The sequence below is a fragment of the Mycobacterium sp. genome (assembly GCF_035603715.1).
Taxonomy (GTDB): domain Bacteria; phylum Actinomycetota; class Actinomycetes; order Mycobacteriales; family Mycobacteriaceae; genus Mycobacterium.
In genome coordinates, this window is the sequence record NZ_DATNJW010000584.1 from 1 (window position 1) to 17,713 (window position 17,713).

Consider the following 17,713-nt stretch of genomic DNA (forward strand, 5'->3'; position numbering starts at 1 on the left):
ACGATGTAGTAGTGCTGCTTGATCTGGACGAAGTCGATGGTGTCGCCAAAACCCGGCGTCTGGAACAGGTCTCGCGCGTAGGCCCACAACACCGGCATCTCGGTGAGCTTGCTCCGATTGCACTTGAAGTGTCCGTGGTAGACGGGATCGAAGCGGGCCAATGTGGTGAACAACCGGACATCGGCTTCGGTGATCGTGTCGCCGACAAGGTACCGCTGCTTTGCAAGTCGGTCGCTCACCCAATCGAGCGCGGTGAACAACCGGTCGTACGCCGCGTCATAAGCCTGTTGCGAGCCGGCGAACCCGCACCGGTACACGCCGTTATTGATTTCCGTGTAGATCCGCTTGCCAACGTCGTCGATCTCGTCGCGCAGCGCCTCGGGATACAGCTGCGGTGCGCCGTCGCGGTGGTAAGCAGTCCACTCAGTCGACAGATCCAGGGTCATCTGTGGAAAGTCATTGGTGACCACCGCTCCGGACGGCACGTCGACGATCGCCGGGACGGTAATGCCTTTCGGATAGTCCGGAAAGCGTGCGAAATACGCGTCCTGCAAACGGGGGATCTTCAGCACCGGGTCGACGCCGCCGGGGTCGAGATCGAAAGTCCAGCTGCGCTTGTCATGGGTCGGTCCGCAAAAACCAATGGACAGCACGCTTTCCAGTCCAAGTAATCGGCGGACGATGATCGCGCGATTGGCCCACGGGCAGGCGCGAGCGACGACCAACCGGTACCGGTCCGGTTGCACCGGATAGCCGTCGCGACCGTCGGCGGTGATCCGGGTCTCGATGTATTTGGTGTCGCGGGTGAACTCGCCGGCCTCGGCGATGTAGGAAGCCATTATTCCAGCTTGCCCCAAAAGCCCGGTCCTGGCCTAGGACTTTCGCCGCCACGACCAGACGCGACGTGCCCCACCGCGAACCCGCGGATCTATTCCTCAAAGCAGAACGACCCGCCACAACATCGTGGCGGGTCGCTGCGAGCAGAATCAGCCCGCCATGAACTCGCGGTAGGCCGACTCCAGATTCGATGGCAACGCCGTCACATTGCATTGCCGCTCGGTGTCACCAATGGGAGCCAGAACGCCACGCAGGTCGTAGTACTCGTTGGGATGCGAAGTGAAATAGCTCCGAAGGTCGGACTCCGCCTGTGGACGGGGCTGGCCGTAGGCGGCCATAACGACCTGGTTGGCGTCGGGATGCGCGGCAAGATATTGCTGCGCCGCGCCGGTCACCGAGGAAACGGTGGTGTTCACACCCGAGGGGCTGCAATCTGGTGCTGCGATCGCCGATGGCGCCCCAGAGATCCCCATCGCCAAGCCCCCGGCGAGCATTCCTGCGCTGATCCCGGCGATGCGCCGGCGCGCCTGGATATTACTGATTTTCATCATCAGTGTTGTCCTTCGAATTGATCTGTGCTGATAGCGGGGAACACTGCTCGTCCCTGAATCCAGGGTAGCCCGAAGCGAACATAGCTTTACGCGCCAAGAAATCACGTGCGGACTCTTATCGAGAGGCTAGGTCGACTGGTACAGGCGCCAGCAGGCCAGATTTGTGAAGTGCGCGACGGAATCTGCCGCTCATTTATCGGGACTTCTTAGAAACAAGCGTTTCCGCTTAAGAAGTCGTGACCTGGATCGTGACGCATCCGTGACCTGAGGACGCAGCACGAGGGGCTTGTGGCGACGACGACGGGGTGGTGATTCGAGTGTCGAAGTTCCAGGCCGATCCTGACCCCGCGCGCTTGCCGTCGACCAGTTCTCCACTGTTGGTCCCAACGGTGGGTGCGTCGGGCAGAATCGATTCACATGGACTCTTCGGATCCCAACGCGAGGCACGAGCTCGCGATGCGCATGGCCGAGCTAGCACGCACGACAGCGGCGCCCAGCACGCTCAAACAGATTCTCGACGGTGTGACCGCCACGGTGGTGGAGCTCATACCGGGAGCTGACGTTGCGGGAGTCTTGCTGGTGAAGAAGGGCGGCGAGTTCGAGTCCCTCGCAGAAACGGACAGTCTGGTCGCAAAGCTCGACGAGCTACAGCACGACTTCAGCGAAGGGCCGTGCGCTGAGGCCGCTCTTCAGGACACGATTGTCCGCAGCGATGATCTCCGAAGTGAGCCGCGCTGGCCGCAGTTCGCACCGGCAGCTGTCGAGCTCGGCGTGTTGAGTGGCCTGTCGTTCAAGCTGTACACGGCGGACCGCACGGCGGGCGCGCTGAACGTGTTCAGTCACCGGGCCGATGTCTGGGACACCGACGCAGAGACCACCGGGGCCATTCTCGCCGCGCACGCCGCTACCGCGATTTTGGCCCAGCGCCAAGGAGAGCAGCTGCAGGCCGCGCTGCTGACCCGGGACCGTATCGGCCAAGCCAAAGGCATCATCATGGCAACTTACGGTGTCGATGATGTGAGCGCTTTCGAGATGCTGCGGCGGATATCCCAGGAGACTCAGACGAAGCTCGCCGAAATCGCCCAGCGGGTCATCAACACCCGCGGTGAAGGCAAGTAAAACGTTTCGGCAGTCTCAGATCGGGTACTAGCAGAAGGCACGCTGAAGTTTTTGCATTCGCGTCGCTTCGTCGGGACTAGAACAGACTGGCCCGCAAATTCCACTCATCGCACCTATCTGGCGCTGCGCGCCAAAATCAGGAGTAATCATGCGTAAGTCCATTGCGGTAATTTCAGCTACCGGGGCAATGCTGTTCGGCGGGGCAGGTCTTGCCGCCGCTGCCGTTGAGGGTGCGCCGGCGCCGTCGTCGACGACTACGACGTTGGCGGACAACGGCAATGCCAATAACGATCAACATAGCGACAACACCGGTAAGTGGGGCATGTTCGGTCTGCTTGGGTTGTTTGGACTGGCGGGACTGAAACGACGTAACACGAGCGACGCCCGCGTCGACGCGGGACCCACGGCCACTCGCGGGCGCGTCTAGCATCTGCCGCTCTCAAACAGCCCCCGTCAGCGCTTCACTCTGGCGGGGGCTGTTCAACTAACTTTTGAAAAGGGAAATAGTATGGACGCGTTGACTTTTCTTCGTCAGGACCACAAGAGCGTGTTGGGCATGTTAGAGATGCTCGACGAGGCTCCGTCAGGCTCTGGCGCCCAGGTGAGCGGCTTGGAAACGATGGTGACCAATCTGGTCATCGCCGAGTCGCAACACGAAGCCATTGAGGAACAGCACTTCTGGCCCGCCGTGCGCGCGGCGCTCGAAGACGGAGATGCGCTCGCGGACGAAGCGATTGCGCAGGAACAGGACGGCAAGTTGCTATTGCAGCGCCTGGCTGACGGCAAGCCGGGTGAGACCGAATACCAGGAAGCGCTACAGGAATTCGTCAAGGTCGGCCGCGAACACATTGCTTATGAGCAGAACGTGGTGTTTCCGCGGTTCGAAGCCGCCGCGAGTCGTGAGGAGCTAATCAAGCTCGGGGAGAAGCTCGAGCGCGCCAAAAAGATCGCGCCCACCCGCCCGCACCCCGGCACTCCGCCGACCCCCATCGCGCTCAAGACAACGGGAACGGTCGCTGCGACAATCGATCACGTGCGCGACGCCTTCACCGGTCGCGCAGCCGACAACCCGCCGGACCCGCAGATCCACTGAAAGACAGCAGATGGCCGGTGCCCGAAAATATTTCGGCGCCGGCCATCTGCCGTTGTCAATTATGTTGTGGGAAGATGCTGTTCGTGAGTGAAAGCCTTATCGCCCGCCACATCGGGTGAACCCGTGGGGTTCTGCTCGGCGCCTTTGTTTTGGCTGATATCGGTGCCCAGCCATTGTTGTTCGGGTTTCTCGATGTATTCCCACTCCATACCCTCTGGCCATGGACCTTGGCCCTTATTCCAGGGCCCGCGCACGCTATCTCCGCCGTTGGACATGTTGAACGCGACATTCTGGAATCGAGGGTCGCCTGGGAGCTTGCCGGGAGGGAAGTTCACCGGAAGTTCGTTGAGGGCGGCGGTGAACTGCTGGTAGTGAGCGACCTCGCGAGTCATCAAGAATGTCAACGAATCCTGCACGCTGGGATCGTCGGTGAATTGCTTGAGGTACTCGTAGACGACTTTCGCCCGCGATTCTGCCGCGAGGTTACTGCGCAGATCCACGGCCGGGTCGCCGTTCGCGTTGATAAAGGTGCTCGCCCAGGGGTTGCCGGCCGAGTCCTTGATGTCTGGTCCGCCACCACTGAGCGTCAAGAACAATGGGCTGACCGCGACCTGGTGGATTGCTTGTTCGCGACCGTCCGGTGTGGCCACCGCCGGCATCCAGTCGCATTTCTGGTTAGCCATTTTGAGATCGTCGTTGAGCCCGTCCAGCAGCATAGTGATCATCGAGCCAACCATTTCGAGATGGCTGAGTTCTTCGGTGGCGATATCCATGAAAAGGTCGTACATCTTGGGGTTCTTCTCCCGCAGCACGAAGGCCTGGGTGAAGTACTGCAAGGCAGCGGTGAGTTCGCCGTTGGCCCCGCCGAACTGCTCTAACATCAGCGATGCGAATCGCGGATCAGGTTGATTGACTCGGACTTCGAATTGAAGACTTTTGTTGTGGACGAACATTGCGCCTCCCAGGCGGCATTGAAGAGGATCCTAAACAGGGGAACCGGAGATAGTCGTCGAACCAGGTGCTGTAGTTCGACCGGTGAGGCGATGCGGAAGGCTGAAGAGCCGCGCGTCGCAAGTCATGCGTACCCATCCGAGTCCCGGCTAAACGTTCCAGATGAGGCATTGATCGATTCCAACGACGCAGGATGCCTTACTTCACGAGGAGATCCAGTGGGGTTTGCAGGAACCAGTTAGGGTCTCAACCCACTGCGGCTGTGAAGTCTGTTCTACGGCAGCAATATTGAGTCGGGGGTTTCAGGAAGCCCGAAGTGGTGTATCCAGCGCTGTAGCAGTTCGTTCGATCCAGTAGCGCTGCTGTCTCGGAACAGCCGATCCGGCTTCCGGCCTCTTGCCAATTCGAAGGAACTCTAAGATGTCATCTCGCAATACCGTTGTGCGCTCTCTTCACGATCTCGGCGCCGCCGCCTGGTTTGGAGGCTCGTTGATGGGGGCGGTCGGTGTGAACGGCTCCGCGGCCGCCGTTCGCGACTCCAAAGACCGGGCCCGCGTGGCCGCGGTGGGGTGGGCGAAATGGGCCCCGGTAAGTGCGGTAGCCATCGGCATGCACCTGATCGGGGGCGGAGGCGTGCTTTACGCCAACCGCCACCGCGCGAAGCACCAGTCGGGTGTCACCGGAAACACTGTCGCCAAGATCCTGCTCACTGGTGCTGCGCTGGGCGCCACGGCTTACAGCGGCATTCTGGGTGCGAAAACCGCTCAGGGCGATGGACATGCGGCGGCTGGCGCGACCGAACCGTCGGCGTCAACCCCGGACGATGTCGCGGCCGCGCAACATCAACTGCGTTACTTGCAGTGGGCGCTGCCGGTGCTCACCGGCAGCATCGTGTTCTTAGGCGCCCAACAGGGTGAGCAGCAACGTCCCGGGCAGGTTCTCACCGGAGTCGCCAACACCCTCGCGCGCCGAGCACGCAACTAACGCCAAACCGGCATCGTGTTACAGCTCAGCGACAGTCAGAAGCGTTGGAGCGCAACGCTTCTGGCTGCCAACAGTGTCAGTCATAACCGGACGCCGTCCAACGATTCCCGGGCGGCAGCCCATGGAAGGCATAACTCATGGCTCAAAATCCCAACCTTGCCGCACTTTCTGCAGCCGGAGTGTCGGTATGGCTCGACGACCTGTCCCGAGGCCGACTGGAATCCGGCAACCTGCAGGGCTTGATCGATACGAGAAGCGTCGTCGGCGTCACCACCAATCCGTCGATCTTTCAAGCCGCCCTGTCCCAGGGCCACGCCTATGACGCTCAGATCGCCGAACTGGCCAAGCAGGACACCGATGTCGAGGCCGCGATCCGGGCGGTGACCACCGATGACGTCCGTGCGGCATGCGACCTGCTCACGCCGCAATGGGAGGCTTCGGACGGTATCGACGGTCGAGTCTCCATCGAGGTCGATCCACGCTTGGCGCACGACGCCGACAAAACGGTCGCCCAGGCTGTCGAGCTGTGGAAGATCGTCGAGCGGCCAAACCTGTTCATCAAGATTCCTGCGATGGAAGATGGCTTGCCGGCGATCAGCGAAGTGGTCGGCCAAGGCATATCGGTGAATGTGACGCTGATCTTCTCCGTCGAGCGGCACAAGCTGGTGATGGACGCCTACCTGGCCGGTCTGGAAACAGCGAAGGCCGCCGGATACGATCTATCCGCGATTCACTCCGTCGCGTCGTTCTTCGTCTCCCGAGTGGACACCGAAATCGACCACCGCCTCGACGCGATCGGTACAGACGAAGCTGCTGCGCTGCGCGGACGCGCTGGGGTGGCGAACGCCCGACTGGCCTACGCGGCATATCAAGAAGTGTTTGACCGTGGCGACCGCTACACGGCACTCAAGGCCGATGGGGCTCGGGTGCAGCGCCCACTATGGGCATCGACGGGAGTCAAGAATCCCGATTATTCCGACACCCTTTATGTCACCGAACTCGTTGCCCCTAACACGGTAAACACCATGCCGGAGGCGACAATTGACGCGGTCGCCGACCACGGCACGATCACCGCTGACACCGTGACTGGGACGTCCGACGCGGCGCAGACGGTATTCGACGCCCTCGACGCGATCGGCATCGACGTGCGTGACGTGTTCTTGACACTGGAAGACGAGGGCGTCGACAAATTCAAGGACGCCTGGTCGAAGCTGCTGAAGGCGACCCAAGAGCAGCTCGACGGCGCTGCGACATAACGTGCCACAGGCGAAGTCGAAGAGTGATTACCTCCGACACGACGCCCATCCGATTGAGAGCTCTAGTCGGAAGCCGTCAAGCGTTGAACCGCGTCTTCGAGCGAGCGCAGGTAACTCACACGGGTCGGCAGGCGCACCGAATCCCATCCTGGACCGGCGACCATAACCCGCGTGCGTGCGGCTCGGACTGCTTTGACGGCGGCCAAGTCGGCGGTCCGAGCCGATTGTGCCCACAGCACGACCGGGATCGTTTGACTCCGGCGCTTGAGCGCATCGATGATCGCCGTGACGGGCACTGACGCGCCTAACATCAATGCCGCGCGATCGCGTTCGGACAACGCGGCGCGAAGTGCTTCCAGCGCCAGGGTGTGAGTGTCGTTGTCGGTGCAGGCCAAAATGGCCGTCGCCGGTGTATCGGTCGGCGCCATCGGTAAGCGCTGTAGACAGCTCACCACCGTCCAGGACAGTAAGTGTTCGACGTCAATGCAACGTTCACCGCCGGCTTGCTGTTTGTCGATCTCGGCGAAGACAGGCCGAATCAACAAGTTCCAGGTTTCGAGCACCCCATAGTGCCTGAAGTGACGTTCGATCACACGCGCCGCGGCGAGTTCGTCGAGCGCGAACAGGGCCGTCTGCAATGTCATTGTTTGTGTAGGCGACGGAATGAGGGTTTGCATCGCTGCGCTAGCCGCGCTGCGCGGGTTGACACCCGCAGCGATCAACTCATTCATGTGTCGTAGCGCCGTGATGTCGGTCTCGCTGTAGAGACGGTGTCTGCCCGGCGCGTGCCCAAGCGGTCCCACACCGTAACGGTGACTCCAACTGCGAAGGGTCGCGGTCGGCACGCCAAGCCGAAATGCGGCAGCCCGCACGGTATACCGAGCCACCTGCGACTGCACTCCGTCTTCCCGACTGCGGTCCGCGGCCTCTGCACCCACTGCAGCGTTCTCCCGGCGCCGCCGGCCGCCGTCGCGCTTGTTCATGCGACTCACTGATCCTCATCCCCGTGTCGACAATCGTTGCCGTATGCGGGTATCGACGGTGCCAGGATATGCTCACCGACGCCGTTGTCGCCGACGATCGGCCACTACCCGCGCACGTCGTCCGGTCCGACGAGCTCGCATCCCGGCCGCCATCCGCCGGGCCCGGCCGGATCGCCGCGGGGACGAGCCGAGCTATTTGGTCGGAACCATGGTGTGTCAAATTCGATCGCAACGGTTATTCACCAGCAATGACAGCCAAGCGCGGTGCGGTCGTAGTCGTTCCGGCCTGCAACGAATCCTCGGTGTTGTCCAGGTGTCTGAAAGCGATCCGGACCGCCGCGGCCGGTGTCGCGGTACCCGTATCTGTGGTGGTGGTGCTCGACGCATGCGACGACGAAAGCGCGAGTCTTGCCGGACGATTCGGATCGAATGTGCATTTTTTGGAAGTCGACGAGCGAAACGTGGGCGCGGCGCGCGCGGCCGGATTTCGTTATGCCAGATGTGTCCTGCGGAGCGTTGGAGAGCGGACCTGGTATGCGACGACGGATGCCGACACCGAAGTAGGCAGCGATTGGTTGCTCCGCCAGCTTGGGACTGACGCCGACATGGTCCTGGGTGTGGTGCGGGTGGGCCAGTGGCGCCATCACTGTAAGGAAGTCGCTGACCGTTACAAAGCGCGCTACGCAGCCGACGCGCCCCGACGCCGCCATGTTCACGGCGCCAACATGGGCTTCAACGCCGACGCTTACTGGCGTGTCGGAGGGTTCGCTGCACTCGCCAGCGGCGAGGACGTCGATCTGGTCGACCGGTTCCGAGCCGCCGGCTGCCGTGTGCTCTGGGACGACGAGCTCTCGGTAGCGACGTCCGATCGTCGTAACGGCCGCGCGCCCGGCGGCTTCGCCGATCACCTCGCTGAGCTATCACGAGAGGTTTCGGGCGATCAGGATGGGAAAGTCGAGGCATCATGACTGCCGATCTGGTCCTGCGTTGGCTTCGCGCCGGTGACTTGGAGTTACCGCTGCCCGGGTCGGGCCGAACCGCACAGCGCTGGCGTCGCCTTTCCGAGTTGACTGAAATCGACGTGGTCGCGGGGCGGTTGGCCGAGGCCCATGCCGACGCGATCGCAATCCTGGCCGAACTCAATGGCCCCAGGCCGCGCACGGATGAGTTGTGGGCAGTCTGGGCCGCCGAAGCCCCCGACGCGGTCGTGACTGCCTGCGGCGCAGGCGATTCGCTAGTCCTCAACGGCACCAAGGCGTGGTGCTCCGGCGCCGGACTATGCACGCACGCGTTGGTAACTGCTCAGCTCAGCGGCGGACGTCGCGGGCTGTTCGCGGTGGACCGATCTGGCGCTCGTCCAAAGGAGCGCATCTGGCGTAACGCGGGCATGGCCGACAGCGACACCAGATCGGTCCAATTCGACAGCGCGGCGGCGATTCCCGTCGGGCAGCCGGACGACTACCTGAACCGACCGGGCTTCTGGTTCGGTGCTATCGGTGTCGCGGCGTGCTGGTTGGGTGGTGCCCGGGCGGTGGCCGCACCGCTCTACGAGCGCGCCGCGGCCGGCTCGACCGACGGACACCTGCTGGCGCACTTGGGCGCGATCGATGCGGCGATCGCCGGCGCGGAGGCCACCCTAGGCGCGGCGGCCCAACAGGTCGACGGCGATCCGCACAATGGCTCGGGGTGGGCGGAATTGACGGCGAGACGCGCACGGGCAGTAGTTGAGAACGCGGTCGACGAAGCACTCGTGCGGACGGATCGGGCGCTGGGACCGGGCCCGCTGTGCCTCGACGAACAGCACGCGCGCGCCGTGGCCGACCTCAGTGTGTACGTCAGGCAAAGCCACGCCGAGCGTGACCTCGCCGAGCTTGGCCGGCTGGCGGCCTCGGGTCGTGCCGATGGATGAAATGTTGTCGGCGACCGGTTCGCGGATGCAGGCCAGCGCGATCGCTGACGGCGGCACCCCCGTCGAGTTGTGGACCGGCTGGAACCATTGCTTTGCGCCCTGGGAGATCGGGGCCTGCCCGGGCATGACGATCGTTGCGCCGCATCCCGATGACGAAACGCTCGGCCTGGGAGCAACTTTGGCCATGTTGTGTGCGGCCGGCATCGACGTGCAGGTGGTGTCGGTTTCTGACGGCGGTGCCGCGCATCCCGGGCTGGGCGCAGACGGTCGCGCCCAACTGGAAACCATGCGCCGGGCCGAGCTTCGCCGGGCAATGGCGGTGCTGGGTGCAAGGGAGCCGATTCGGCTGGGAATGCCCGACGGTGAGTTGCAACTCCACGAAAGGCAAATCACAGAGCGGATCACCGCTCTGCTCGCCTCCTTCCCCGCCGGCAGGTGGTGCGCGGCAACCTGGCGCGGCGACGGCCACCCCGACCATGAGGCGGTGGGGCGGGCCGCCGCTGTCGCTGCGGCCAACACCGGCGCGCCGTTCGTCGAATACCCGGTGTGGATGTGGCATTGGGCCAGACCCGGAGATAGCGTGGTGCCGTGGGCCCGCGCCCGCCGCGCCGCATTGACCGATGAAGCGCTTGCCCTGAAACAGCTCGCCGTGCAGTCCTTCTCGAGCCAAACTCAACCACGGACCGACGGTGGCGCGGTGCTACCGGCCGCTGTCGTGCACCGGCTGCTGGAGGTGGGGGAGGTGGTGTTCGTGTGAGCAGGCTGCCCAACGACTACTTCCGTCGGATGTACTCGCGTTCGGCCGATCCCTGGGAGCTGGAGACTCGCTGGTACGAGCAGCGTAAGTACGCGATCACCCTCGCCATGCTCCCGGACCAGCGTTACCGGCATGCGTTTGAACCTGGCTGTTCGGTTGGGGTGTTGACCGAGCTCTTGACCCAGCGGTGCACTCGGGTGACGGCCACCGATGTCGCCGCCGCGGCGCTGCAGAGCGCGAGCCGGCGCCTGAGCGCTGCCGTCGAGCGCAGGCAAGTGACCTTACTGCGCGCTTCGGTGGACGACCCTTGGCCGCCAGGGCCTTTCGACCTGCTGGTGCTCTCCGAAGTCGGCTACTACTTGACACCGGATGCGCTTCGTGAGGTGCTGGACCGCGAGTGTCCACGGTTGGCCTCTGGCGCGACCGTAATCGCCTGTCACTGGCGCCACCCGGTCGACGACTATCTGATGTCGGGTGATGACGTCAACGAAGTTGTCGCCGCGACCGCCGGACTCCACCTGATCGGCAGCTACCGCGACACCGACGTCGCGATCGACGTGTTTGATGCCAGCAGCGGCGATTCGGTGGCCGCTCGCACCGGCGTTCCGATGTCATGACCGCCGAAGTGCAAAGTCACTCCGAAGGCGGCCCATAAAGCTGGAGATCGTTACCTTCGGAATCCTTGAACGACGCGATGCGGCCCCACGGGTGCGAGCTGACTTCGTCGACAAATTCCACGCCTGCTTCCGAGAGCCGCGCGACCTCCTTGTACAGATCGCCGTCGGGCTGAAACGTAAGGACCGCCCCGCCTGTGCCTCCCTTATGGGTTGCTTCGCGAGCGTTCAACCCGATTGTGACGCCGTCGGCATCTAGTTCCGACCAGTCATCACTCTCGCTCTTCACCGTGAGGCCGAGAGTTTGACCGTAGAACTGAACCGCTCGACTCATGTCTTCGACTGGCAACCAGACCGTTGCAACTGCACTTGCCATAATTCCTCCATCAGAATCCGTTGTTTCAACATTGCGCGGTTACCCGCAATTCGGCCGCTCACACCAACCTCTTCCCACGGATAGCACTCGGATGCGCGATCGGTGACGGCCTCGTAGGCGCGCGGGCCGTTGTATCCGCTTACACCCCAAATGATTTGAGCTACTCCCCGATCTAGGTACCGCCCTAGGAGTCGCCCGCCGCAGCGACGGGTCCGGGGCGCGACCGGGGCGACGATCGCTCGTCGACGAGCGAGCTGGGGCGGTATGGCCGACCGCCAGCACCTCTCCGCACTGTCCCGGAAGCCCCATCTGCAACGTTTTTGCATCGATTGAGGTGTGAGAGATCCGCAACACGGGTAGACCACAACCAGTGATTTACGCACGCAGAAATGGAGATGCCGTGACGTTGATAGACGCGGCGAAGCGCAAGGCCGGTCACCTGGTCGAAAATATCAAGGATAGGAAGTCATCCCACGACACGCGAAGCCGCAATACGCGTGAGGCTGATGTAGTTTCCGATCCCGGTGTAGCGAACTCCCGCGCGGGCATGCACGGCGAGGACGGCAGCTACGTTGGCCGCACGTTTCCCGACGTTCCTTTCGATGTCGGGCAGAGTGGCGCCGAGGCGCGCAGCGAGCAGAAGCGGAACGACACTTCTCGACATTCGGAACGGGACCCCGGCGAGCGAACATCATGAGTACGAAAATTGCCGATACCTTTGCGGCTCAAAGCGATGCGATTGACTCGCGCTATCACCTGTCGGGTGCGGTACGCCGGCAGCTCAACAAAGTGTTTCCGACGCACTGGTCGTTCCTGCTGGGCGAAATCTGCTTATACAGCTTCATCGTGCTGCTGATCACCGGCGTCTATCTCACGCTGTTCTACGACCCGTCGATGACCGAGGTCACCTACAACGGCGTTTACCAACCCCTGCGCGGTCTCGCAGTCTCGAAGGCCTACGCGTCCACCCTGGACATCTCCTTCGAAGTCCGGGGTGGCCTGTTCGTCCGCCAGGTCCATCATTGGGCTGCCTTGATGTTCGCTGCGTCAATCATGGTGCACTTGGCTCGGGTGTTCTTCACCGGCGCGTTCCGGCGGCCTCGCGAGGCGAACTGGGTCATCGGCGTGATACTGCTGATCTTGGCGATATTCGAGGGCTTCTTCGGCTACTCGCTGCCCGACGATCTGCTGTCGGGCACGGGGATTCGGGCGGCATTGTCGTCGATCACGCTGGGCATCCCACTGGTCGGCACCTGGCTGCACTGGCTGCTGTTCGGTGGTGATTTCCCTGGCGACATCCTCATCCCGCGCCTGTACGGCATCCATATCTTGCTCTTCCCTGGCATCATGCTCGCCCTGATCGGAGCGCACGTAGCGCTGGTGTGGTTTCAGAAGCACACTCAGTTCCCCGGTCCCGGCCGCACCGAGCACAACGTCGTCGGCGTGCGGGTCATGCCGGTGTTCGCGGTCAAGTCAGGTGCTTTCTTCGCGCTGACTGTCGCCGTTCTGGGTTTGATGGGCGGCCTGCTGCAGATCAACCCCATCTGGAATCTAGGCCCGTACAACCCATCTCAGGTTGCGGCGGGTAGTCAACCGGACTTCTACCTGATGTGGACCGACGGGCTGATCCGTCTCTGGCCGGCGTGGGAGCTGTACATCGGGCAGCACACGGTCCCCGCCGCCGTAGCCGTGGCGCTGATACTGGGTCTGGTCTTCATCCTGTTGACGGTTTATCCGTACCTGGAGAAGCGGTTCGCCGGCGACACCGCGCACCACAATCTGCTGCAGCGCCCGCGAGACGTGCCGGTTCGGACCGGTATCGGTGCGATGGCGATTGCGTTCTACACCGTGCTGACCTACTCGTCGTTCAACGACATCATTGCGTACCAGTTCCACATCTCGTTGAACGCGACGACGTGGATCGGGCGCATCGGGATGGTGGTGCTGCCACCGATCGTGTACTTCATCACCTATCGGTGGTGTATTAGCTTGCAGCGCAGCGACCGTGCGGTTCTAGACCACGGAGTCGAGACCGGGATCATCAGGCGGCTGCCGCACGGTGCCTACATCGAAGTCCATCAACCGCTCGGTCCCGTCGACGATCAGGGCCAGCCGCTGCCACTGGAATACCAAGGTGCGCCGGTGCCGGTCAAGATGAACAAACTCGGTTCGGGAGGCTCACCGGGCTCTGGCAGCTTCTTTCGTGCCGACCCGCCCGCCGAGGATCGCGCGCTCACCGAAGCCGCGCACGCCGCCGACCGCAAAGCCCTCGCCGCGCTGAAGGAACGCCAAGACGATGTCAACGGCAACGGTTCACCCAATGGCCACACCGGGCGGCACGTGTAACTTACGTGCCGCCGGTTGGACTGCTGCTGCGGCGGTTTCGAGCGCGCCGCACCGTTTCCTCGACGATGCTTTCAGCAATTGCCGCCAGCTGGTGTTCTCGGTCTGGCTTATGCGCCTCAACCGCCTGGTCGACTACTGCCCGGCTCACCAATGCGCGCTGCAAATGCTCTGCTCGTACTTCAACCGCAACCAGCAACTGCGTGTTGTAAACCGACACCGCTGCCGGATCAGCGAATGCAGACCAAAGTCGCACCGCGTGCTCACCGAATACTTCCCTGTCCCGGGCGTAGACGTTGGTTGAGCCGACCACCCGGTTATCAATCAGCACCAGCAACGCTAACGCTACCGGATTGCTCGGATCGCGCCGACTCGCCTGCGTACCTTCCTGCGTTGCGGGTATCCCCTCACCAGCGGTCGACACCGAATCGCAGTTTCTCACTCCGAACGAAAGGTCAACCTATGACCGTGACACGAGACATCGCCGCCAGCCGTCAGCGGGTGTGGGACGTGTTGGCCGACGGCTGGACATACTCGGGCTGGGTGGTGGGCAACAGTCGGATCCGTGCGGTGGATTCGACTTGGCCGGCATCCGGCGCTCGCATTTTGCATTCCATCGGAACGTGGCCGGCAGTCATCGATGACGAGACCGTTGTGCAAAGCTGTATACCAGGTGAGGAGCTTGTCCTGCTGGCGAAGGTGAGGCCGGCCGCGACAGCACGAATCACGCTGCGGCTGAGTGATGTTCAGGGAGGTGGGTGCCGCATCGAGATGAGCGAGCTGGCCACCAGCATTCCGCTGCGATGGGTGCCGGACAGTGTGCAGCTACTGGGGGTCGCGCCGCGCAACCGGGAGTGCACCTGGCGGTTGGCGATGATCGCCGAACAAAACGACCCCGACGCCGTTGAGTAGCGTCGGATTATCGAATTTGTCGGCTGCTTCAGTCCGATGCGGTCAGATCGCGCGTAGCCGGCCCTTCGAGGAGCGTGCCATCCGGGGCGAAGCGTGAGCCGTGGAGTGGGCATTCCCAGGCCGCGTCGGCGTCGTTCCAGTTCACGATTCCCCCCAGGTGCGGGCACACCGGCGAGACGCGGTGCTCGACACCGGCGACCCGACACCTGGCTTCGAGATGCCAAGGGGGGCCGCTCACTAAGCCGCCCTCGCCCTCGGTAGGGCTGCGACGGCCCGTGCGAACCGACGGGGTGATCCAGCCCTTGGTCAAATTAAATCCGACCTGGAGATTGGATCGCACGGCCGTTCGCAGGCCGGAAAGTTCGCGCGGGCTCCAGCTGGCGAACGCACTCGACCAGTCCATCCGCCCACCCAGCAGGCGGCTCGACAGCGCCAACGCTGCAGCAGCGCCGTTCGTCATTCCCCACTTGTTGAAACCCGTTGCAACAAAGATTTTTTCGTTACCCGGCAAGATGGGGCCGACGTATGGCAGGTCGTCGATCGGCGTGTAATCCTGCGCAGACCAGAAATGCGTCTGCTCGGCGCCCGGGTAGTGCTTGCGCGTCCACGACGACAACTCATCGAGCGCCTTGGAAGGACTCTTCTCGCGACCGACGGTGTGGCCGGCGCCACCCACAATCAGTAGCTCACCGTCGGCGACGGGCGCGTAGCGCACAGAACGCGTGGGTGAGTCGGTCGAAATCATCATCGGCCGGGTGATGTCGCCGGGGACCTTGAACGCGAAGCAGTAGGACCGGCTTGGCTTGACACGCGCGAAGTAACCGCCGCGATCGAGGATCGGAATCCCAGTGGCCAGCACCAATTGCGCGGCGGAGAGTTCCACGTCCCGCTGAGCGGCGTCGTTGACGTGGACGCGCACGCTTTTGCCGTGACCGGAGACCCGCCGTACGCGTATCTGTTCGACTAATCGTCCGCCGTTACGGAGTAGTTCGACGGCCAACGCGTCCAAGAGTGACATTGGATCGAACTGCGCCTGCTCGGCCAGGCGCACGCCACCGTGGTAGGGAAACGGCACCTTCGCGTCGTCCTCCCACGTGGCGGGCAGGTCCACCGTCCGGCACGCCTTTAGCTCAGCGCGCGCTGACTCGACGCCCTTACTTGACTGTGCATAGGTGTAGGCGTCCTCATGCTGCACCGCTACATCATGTGTGTCGCAGTAATTCAATAGCCAACTTTGACCCTCACGATTGCCGTCCACGTACGCACGGGCCACACCCTTGCCGTGCTTGGACAAGATCTTCGAAAGGTGGCTGCCCTGCAGCAGACTGATCTTGGCGGTGGTGTTTCCGGTGGCGCAGGCGCCGACCGTGCGGGCTTCCAACACCAATACGTCCTTACCGGCGCGAGCCAACAGAACTGCGGTGATCAGTCCGGTGATCCCAGCGCCCACCACAATGACATCGGCGCTGCGGGCGGTGTCGTCAAGCTGGCTTGCAGCCCAAGGCTGTTCGACTCGGTCACTGAGCCATAAAGAAGTCACCCCTTTGCTGATACCCCGGCAGCACCACGGGGAAACGCGCGCTGTCCGACGCGGTCAGTGAATGTCCCGGAGCGGCGGTCACTGCGACGATCCCTGGTACCCGAATTTGTCCGCACCCCTTTGGAATTCCGGTGATATCCCGGGGAACAAACGCATATGCGTTTTGGGGGAACTCCATCGGGGTACCACGCTGAGGTCTGTGACTTCGCGCTCCGCGCGCGCCGGTATCGGCGGCCGTTCGCGAGGACGCCGGGGCTTGGCAGCGCACTTGGCGCTTGAGGAGGCAATGCACATGAAGGCGGTCACCTGGCATGGAAAGCGCGACGTCAGGGTAGAAAGCGTGCCTGACCCAGTTATCGAAGAGCCCACGGACGCGATCATTGAAATCACGTCGACCAACATCTGCGGGTCCGACCTGCATCTCTACGAGGTGCTCGGCGCGTTCATGAATCCCGGCGACATCCTGGGCCACGAACCGATGGGAATCGTGCGCGAGGTGGGTCGTGACATCACCAACTTGGCGGTCGGTGACCGGGTGGTGATCCCGTTCCAAATCTCCTGTGGCAGTTGCTATATGTGCGACCTGCAGCTCTACACGCAGTGCGAGATCACGCAGGTTCGCGACCAAGGGATGGGCGCCGCCCTGTTCGGCTATTCCGAGCTATACGGCGCGGTTCCCGGCGGACAGGCCGAACTGCTTCGGGTGCCGCAGGCGCAATTCACCCACATCAAGGTGCCGGTAGGGCCACCGGACTCGCGCTATGTCTATTTGTCGGACGTGCTGCCGACCGCTTGGCAGGCTGTTTCCTACGCCGCTATCCCCGCCGGCGGCTCAGTGACCGTGCTCGGCCTCGGGCCGATCGGCGACATGGCCGCACGCATCGCCGCACACCTCGGCTACGAGGTCATTGCGGTGGACCGGATCCGGGAACGACTGGCCCGGGCCGAGGGCCGCGGTATCCGGACGATCGATCTGGAGGATGCGGGCGACAAGCTGGCCGATGTGGTCCGCGATCTCACGAACGGTCGCGGCACCGACTCGGTGATCGACGCCGTCGGGATGGAAGCGCATGGATCACCGGTGGCCAAACTGGCTCAACAGATCACCGGCCTGCTGCCTGACGCGTTGGCCAAGCCGATGATGCAGAAGGCTGGCGTGGATCGCCTCGATGCGTTGTACTCGGCGATCGACATCGTGCGTCGCGGGGGCACTATCTCGCTGATCGGCGTGTACGGCGGGATGGCCGACCCGCTGCCGATGCTCACGCTGTTTGACAAGCAGGTCCAGCTGCGCATGGGTCAGGCCAACGTGAAAAAGTGGGTCGGCGACATCATGCCGCTGTTGACCGACGAGGACCCGCTAGGCGTCGACAGCTTCGCCACCCACATTCTGCCGCTGGCCGAGGCGCCGCGCGCCTACGACATCTTCCAGAAGAAGGATGACGGCGCGGTGAAGATCGTCCTCCGGCCCTGACCGACGGCATCAGC

At 63.0% G+C, this 17,713-nt stretch carries 19 protein-coding genes and 1 pseudogene; 13 read left to right on the forward strand and 7 right to left on the reverse strand.

What is annotated here, in order from left to right; all coding sequences use genetic code 11:
• Both VN856_RS23855 and VN856_RS23860 read right to left on the reverse strand, forming a co-directional pair.
• Positions 1-839 (reverse strand): glutathione S-transferase C-terminal domain-containing protein (locus tag VN856_RS23855; protein ID WP_325693812.1); only part of this gene is annotated, 839 nt, incomplete at its 3' end.
• A 147-nt stretch (positions 840-986) separates the two neighbouring features.
• Entirely contained in the window at positions 987-1,385 is a 399-nt protein-coding gene (locus VN856_RS23860; protein ID WP_325693861.1) for a heme-binding protein, read from the reverse strand.
• Positions 1,386-1,805: 420 nt separating this feature from the next.
• Between VN856_RS23860 and VN856_RS23865 the strand changes: the two genes are divergently transcribed.
• The 3 genes from VN856_RS23865 (at position 1,806) to VN856_RS23875 (ending at position 3,600) form a co-directional block, all read left to right on the forward strand.
• A complete protein-coding gene (locus VN856_RS23865; protein WP_325693814.1) occupies positions 1,806-2,507 on the forward strand; it encodes a GAF and ANTAR domain-containing protein in 702 nt (233 codons plus the stop codon).
• A 148-nt stretch (positions 2,508-2,655) separates the two neighbouring features.
• The gene (locus VN856_RS23870; protein ID WP_325693816.1) at positions 2,656-2,934 is read left to right on the forward strand and encodes a WGxxGxxG family protein; all 279 of its coding nucleotides are present in this window, start codon (positions 2,656-2,658) and stop codon (positions 2,932-2,934) included.
• Positions 2,935-3,015: 81 nt separating this feature from the next.
• A complete protein-coding gene (locus VN856_RS23875; protein ID WP_325693818.1) occupies positions 3,016-3,600 on the forward strand; it encodes a hemerythrin domain-containing protein in 585 nt (194 codons plus the stop codon).
• A gap of 59 nt (positions 3,601-3,659) precedes the next feature.
• Here VN856_RS23875 and VN856_RS23880 read toward each other — a convergent pair whose 3' ends face one another.
• Positions 3,660-4,553 carry a manganese catalase family protein gene (locus VN856_RS23880; protein ID WP_325693821.1) on the reverse strand — a complete coding sequence of 298 codons (894 nt, stop codon included), beginning with the start codon at positions 4,551-4,553 and terminating at the stop codon, positions 3,660-3,662.
• A 418-nt stretch (positions 4,554-4,971) separates the two neighbouring features.
• Between VN856_RS23880 and VN856_RS23885 the strand changes: the two genes are divergently transcribed.
• Together VN856_RS23885 and tal are read left to right on the forward strand one after the other, a co-directional pair.
• The gene (locus VN856_RS23885; protein ID WP_325693824.1) at positions 4,972-5,535 is read left to right on the forward strand and encodes a hypothetical protein; all 564 of its coding nucleotides are present in this window, start codon (positions 4,972-4,974) and stop codon (positions 5,533-5,535) included.
• 137 nt (positions 5,536-5,672) lie between these two features.
• Positions 5,673-6,791, forward strand: a complete 1,119-nt coding sequence (gene tal, locus VN856_RS23890; RefSeq protein ID WP_325693827.1) for a transaldolase — start codon at positions 5,673-5,675, stop codon at positions 6,789-6,791.
• Positions 6,792-6,853: 62 nt separating this feature from the next.
• Here the strand turns inward: tal and VN856_RS23895 are convergent, their stop codons facing one another.
• Positions 6,854-7,774, reverse strand: a complete 921-nt coding sequence (locus VN856_RS23895; RefSeq protein ID WP_325693830.1) for a MerR family transcriptional regulator — start codon at positions 7,772-7,774, stop codon at positions 6,854-6,856.
• Between the two features lie 248 nt (positions 7,775-8,022).
• On the opposite strand from VN856_RS23895, the gene VN856_RS23900 reads away from it, so the two are divergent.
• From VN856_RS23900 to VN856_RS23915, 4 genes are read left to right on the forward strand one after another with little or no spacing between them, the layout of a single operon-like run.
• The gene (locus VN856_RS23900) at positions 8,023-8,742 is read left to right on the forward strand and encodes a glycosyltransferase (protein WP_325693833.1); all 720 of its coding nucleotides are present in this window, start codon (positions 8,023-8,025) and stop codon (positions 8,740-8,742) included.
• Positions 8,739-9,683, forward strand: a complete 945-nt coding sequence (locus tag VN856_RS23905; RefSeq protein WP_325693835.1) for an acyl-CoA dehydrogenase family protein — start codon at positions 8,739-8,741, stop codon at positions 9,681-9,683. The genes VN856_RS23900 and VN856_RS23905 overlap by 4 nt, the downstream gene beginning before the upstream one ends.
• Positions 9,676-10,440: a PIG-L family deacetylase gene (locus VN856_RS23910; protein WP_325693838.1), complete on the forward strand. Its 765-nt coding sequence runs from the start codon at positions 9,676-9,678 to the stop codon at positions 10,438-10,440. Before VN856_RS23905 ends, VN856_RS23910 begins: the two co-directional genes overlap by 8 nt.
• A gap of 29 nt (positions 10,441-10,469) precedes the next feature.
• On the forward strand, positions 10,470-11,057 hold the full coding sequence (locus tag VN856_RS23915) for an SAM-dependent methyltransferase (RefSeq protein ID WP_325693864.1): 588 nt from the start codon (positions 10,470-10,472) through the stop codon (positions 11,055-11,057).
• A 16-nt stretch (positions 11,058-11,073) separates the two neighbouring features.
• Here VN856_RS23915 and VN856_RS23920 read toward each other — a convergent pair whose 3' ends face one another.
• The gene (locus VN856_RS23920; RefSeq protein WP_325693841.1) at positions 11,074-11,430 is read right to left on the reverse strand and encodes a VOC family protein; all 357 of its coding nucleotides are present in this window, start codon (positions 11,428-11,430) and stop codon (positions 11,074-11,076) included.
• A gap of 451 nt (positions 11,431-11,881) precedes the next feature.
• Between VN856_RS23920 and VN856_RS28940 the strand changes: the two are divergent.
• Together VN856_RS28940 and VN856_RS23930 are read left to right on the forward strand one after the other, a co-directional pair.
• Positions 11,882-12,070, forward strand: a pseudogene (locus VN856_RS28940) (hypothetical protein); the annotation flags it as partial.
• Between the two features lie 53 nt (positions 12,071-12,123).
• Positions 12,124-13,776, forward strand: a complete 1,653-nt coding sequence (locus VN856_RS23930; protein WP_325693849.1) for a cytochrome bc complex cytochrome b subunit — start codon at positions 12,124-12,126, stop codon at positions 13,774-13,776.
• Between the two features lies 1 nt (position 13,777).
• Here VN856_RS23930 and VN856_RS23935 read toward each other — a convergent pair whose 3' ends face one another.
• Positions 13,778-14,197, reverse strand: a complete 420-nt coding sequence (locus tag VN856_RS23935) for a hypothetical protein (protein WP_325693852.1) — start codon at positions 14,195-14,197, stop codon at positions 13,778-13,780.
• Between the two features lie 38 nt (positions 14,198-14,235).
• Between VN856_RS23935 and VN856_RS23940 the strand changes: the two genes are divergently transcribed.
• On the forward strand, positions 14,236-14,685 hold the full coding sequence (locus VN856_RS23940; RefSeq protein ID WP_325693855.1) for an SRPBCC family protein: 450 nt from the start codon (positions 14,236-14,238) through the stop codon (positions 14,683-14,685).
• Between the two features lie 28 nt (positions 14,686-14,713).
• On the opposite strand, the gene VN856_RS23945 is transcribed toward VN856_RS23940, so the two are convergent.
• Positions 14,714-16,225 (reverse strand): FAD-dependent oxidoreductase, encoded by a 1,512-nt coding sequence (locus VN856_RS23945; protein ID WP_325693858.1) that lies wholly within the window; start codon positions 16,223-16,225, stop codon positions 14,714-14,716.
• A 292-nt stretch (positions 16,226-16,517) separates the two neighbouring features.
• On the opposite strand from VN856_RS23945, the gene VN856_RS23950 reads away from it, so the two are divergent.
• Positions 16,518-17,699, forward strand: coding sequence for a zinc-dependent alcohol dehydrogenase (locus VN856_RS23950; RefSeq protein ID WP_325693867.1), 1,182 nt, complete (start codon positions 16,518-16,520; stop codon positions 17,697-17,699).
• Positions 17,700-17,713: the final 14 nt, after the last annotated feature.

What these genes read in the sequence shown, in the direction of transcription:
- VN856_RS23860 (WP_325693861.1), bottom strand. Translation starts at nt 1,385, where the DNA reads ATGAAAATCAGTAATATCCAGGCGCGCCGGCGCATCGCCGGGATCAGC.
- VN856_RS23865 (WP_325693814.1), top strand. Translation starts at nt 1,806, where the DNA reads ATGGACTCTTCGGATCCCAACGCGAGGCACGAGCTCGCGATGCGCATG.
- VN856_RS23870 (WP_325693816.1), top strand. Translation starts at nt 2,656, where the DNA reads ATGCGTAAGTCCATTGCGGTAATTTCAGCTACCGGGGCAATGCTGTTC.
- VN856_RS23875 (WP_325693818.1), top strand. Translation starts at nt 3,016, where the DNA reads ATGGACGCGTTGACTTTTCTTCGTCAGGACCACAAGAGCGTGTTGGGC.
- VN856_RS23880 (WP_325693821.1), bottom strand. Translation starts at nt 4,553, where the DNA reads ATGTTCGTCCACAACAAAAGTCTTCAATTCGAAGTCCGAGTCAATCAA.
- VN856_RS23885 (WP_325693824.1), top strand. Translation starts at nt 4,972, where the DNA reads ATGTCATCTCGCAATACCGTTGTGCGCTCTCTTCACGATCTCGGCGCC.
- tal (WP_325693827.1), top strand. Translation starts at nt 5,673, where the DNA reads ATGGCTCAAAATCCCAACCTTGCCGCACTTTCTGCAGCCGGAGTGTCG.
- VN856_RS23895 (WP_325693830.1), bottom strand. Translation starts at nt 7,774, where the DNA reads ATGAACAAGCGCGACGGCGGCCGGCGGCGCCGGGAGAACGCTGCAGTG.
- VN856_RS23900 (WP_325693833.1), top strand. Translation starts at nt 8,023, where the DNA reads ATGACAGCCAAGCGCGGTGCGGTCGTAGTCGTTCCGGCCTGCAACGAA.
- VN856_RS23905 (WP_325693835.1), top strand. Translation starts at nt 8,739, where the DNA reads ATGACTGCCGATCTGGTCCTGCGTTGGCTTCGCGCCGGTGACTTGGAG.
- VN856_RS23910 (WP_325693838.1), top strand. Translation starts at nt 9,676, where the DNA reads ATGGATGAAATGTTGTCGGCGACCGGTTCGCGGATGCAGGCCAGCGCG.
- VN856_RS23915 (WP_325693864.1), top strand. Translation starts at nt 10,470, where the DNA reads ATGTACTCGCGTTCGGCCGATCCCTGGGAGCTGGAGACTCGCTGGTAC.
- VN856_RS23920 (WP_325693841.1), bottom strand. Translation starts at nt 11,430, where the DNA reads ATGGCAAGTGCAGTTGCAACGGTCTGGTTGCCAGTCGAAGACATGAGT.
- VN856_RS23930 (WP_325693849.1), top strand. Translation starts at nt 12,124, where the DNA reads ATGAGTACGAAAATTGCCGATACCTTTGCGGCTCAAAGCGATGCGATT.
- VN856_RS23940 (WP_325693855.1), top strand. Translation starts at nt 14,236, where the DNA reads ATGACCGTGACACGAGACATCGCCGCCAGCCGTCAGCGGGTGTGGGAC.
- VN856_RS23950 (WP_325693867.1), top strand. Translation starts at nt 16,518, where the DNA reads ATGAAGGCGGTCACCTGGCATGGAAAGCGCGACGTCAGGGTAGAAAGC.